Consider the following 1,822-nt stretch of genomic DNA (forward strand, 5'->3'; position numbering starts at 1 on the left):
CCACATTAGTTTTAGACCCAGATCCTGATGCCCCTTGCAAACACATCTCTAATTACTTCGAAAATGGCTCAATTACCGATTTTGACACCGTTTACGCTTTTGGAAAGAAAGCCGATATCATTACCATTGAAATTGAAAAGGTAAATATCGACGCACTTGAGCAGCTTGAAAAAGAAGGCAAAAAGGTATTTCCACAATCTAGGGTGATCCGTTTAATTCAAGATAAAGGTGTACAAAAACAGTTTTTTAAAGAAAACGATATCCCAACCTCTCCTTTCCAGATTGTAAATACGAAGGAAGATATGGAGAACAGTACTATCCCTTTTCCATATATTTTAAAACTGCGTAAAGATGGTTATGATGGCAAAGGTGTGATGAAAATCAATAGTGCAGCCGATCTGGCCAGAGCTTTCGATGCACCTTGTATTATTGAAAAACTGGTCGATTTTGAAAAAGAAGTTGCCGTAATTGTTGCCCGTAATGCCAACGGCGATATGAAAACTTTCCCGATGGTAGAAATGGAATTTAACCCAGAGGCCAATTTGGTTGAGTTTTTAATTTCCCCATCTACTTTTGCCGAAAGCTTGCAACAAAAAGCAGAAAACATTGCTAAAAATATTGCCTCAGCAATGAACATCACCGGGATTTTAGCGGTAGAAATGTTTATTTGCAAAGATGGAGAGTTGCTGGTTAACGAAGTGGCTCCTCGTCCGCACAATAGCGGTCACCAAACTATCGAGGGCAATTATGTTTCTCAGTTCGAACAACATTTACGTTCTATTTATAATTTGCCACTTGGCGATACTACGAGTATTACCAATGCCATTATGATTAACCTACTTGGCGAAAAAGGCTTCGAAGGTGTGGCTAAATATGAAAATCTGGAAAAAATACTAGCGATTGACGGTGTTTTTGTTCACCTGTATGGCAAGAAATACACAAAACCTTTCCGTAAGATGGGCCATGTAACCATTGTAGATATCGATAGAGAAAAAGCCATAGAAAAAGCACGCTTTGTACAAAAAACATTAAAAGTAATCGCATAAAACTCCTAGCCCTTTAAATGGGAATTAAAAACAAGGTGGAAATGCAAAAGTTTAAAGAAGTTAAAAAGAAATAAAATAAATATGAGTCAAGGAAATTCAAATTCGGCATTAGTTGGAATTATCATGGGTAGCAAATCAGATTTACCTGTTATGCAAGATGCTGCTGATGTATTAAAAGAATTTGGAATAAACTATGAAATTACGGTTGTTTCTGCCCACAGAACACCAGAACGGATGTTTAATTATGCTAAAGAAGCACAAGGCCGTGGTTTAAAAGTGATTATTGCCGGTGCCGGTGGTGCTGCCCATTTACCAGGAATGGTTGCTTCTATCACCACATTACCAGTAATTGGTGTTCCGGTTAAGTCATCAAACTCTATCGATGGCTGGGATAGTATTTTATCGATCTTACAAATGCCGAATGGTATCCCGGTGGCTACAGTGGCATTAAACGCTGCTAAAAATGCAGGTTTATTGGCCACTCAGATTTTAGCTACAGCTGATGATTCTTTAACAGTTAAAATGCAAGCTTATAAAGATGAACTGAGAAGAAAGGTTGAAGAAAGCGCTGATAGTCTTGAGTCCTAAGTCAGGAGTCTTTAGTCTATTCAACTAAGTTCGATTAATACAATATTATGGGTCGTCACCCTGACCTGTAGCGAAGTGGAAAGCTACGAAGTAAATTCATTTCGGGGTCTATTGCAGGAAAGATGCTGAAATAAATTCAGCATGACGATCTCATTAAGACAATTTGAAAGAAATGATCAGTATAATAA

At 37.9% G+C, this 1,822-nt stretch carries 2 protein-coding genes; both read left to right on the plus strand.

Annotated elements, in window-relative coordinates; translation table 11 throughout:
* Positions 1-1,046 (plus strand): 5-(carboxyamino)imidazole ribonucleotide synthase (locus AC1DPQ_RS26680; RefSeq protein WP_477611424.1); only part of this gene is annotated, 1,046 nt, incomplete at its 5' end.
* A gap of 81 nt (positions 1,047-1,127) precedes the next feature.
* Positions 1,128-1,634 carry a 5-(carboxyamino)imidazole ribonucleotide mutase gene (gene purE, locus AC1DPQ_RS26685; RefSeq protein WP_230149725.1) on the plus strand — a complete coding sequence of 169 codons (507 nt, stop codon included), beginning with the start codon at positions 1,128-1,130 and terminating at the stop codon, positions 1,632-1,634.
* Positions 1,635-1,822: the final 188 nt, after the last annotated feature.

It is taken from the genome of Pedobacter sp. 01T416_2, assembly GCF_056398925.1.

Bases quoted from the DNA above. Each gene is read 5' to 3' on its own strand.
- purE (WP_230149725.1), top strand. From the start codon at position 1,128: ATGAGTCAAGGAAATTCAAATTCGGCATTAGTTGGAATTATCATGGGT.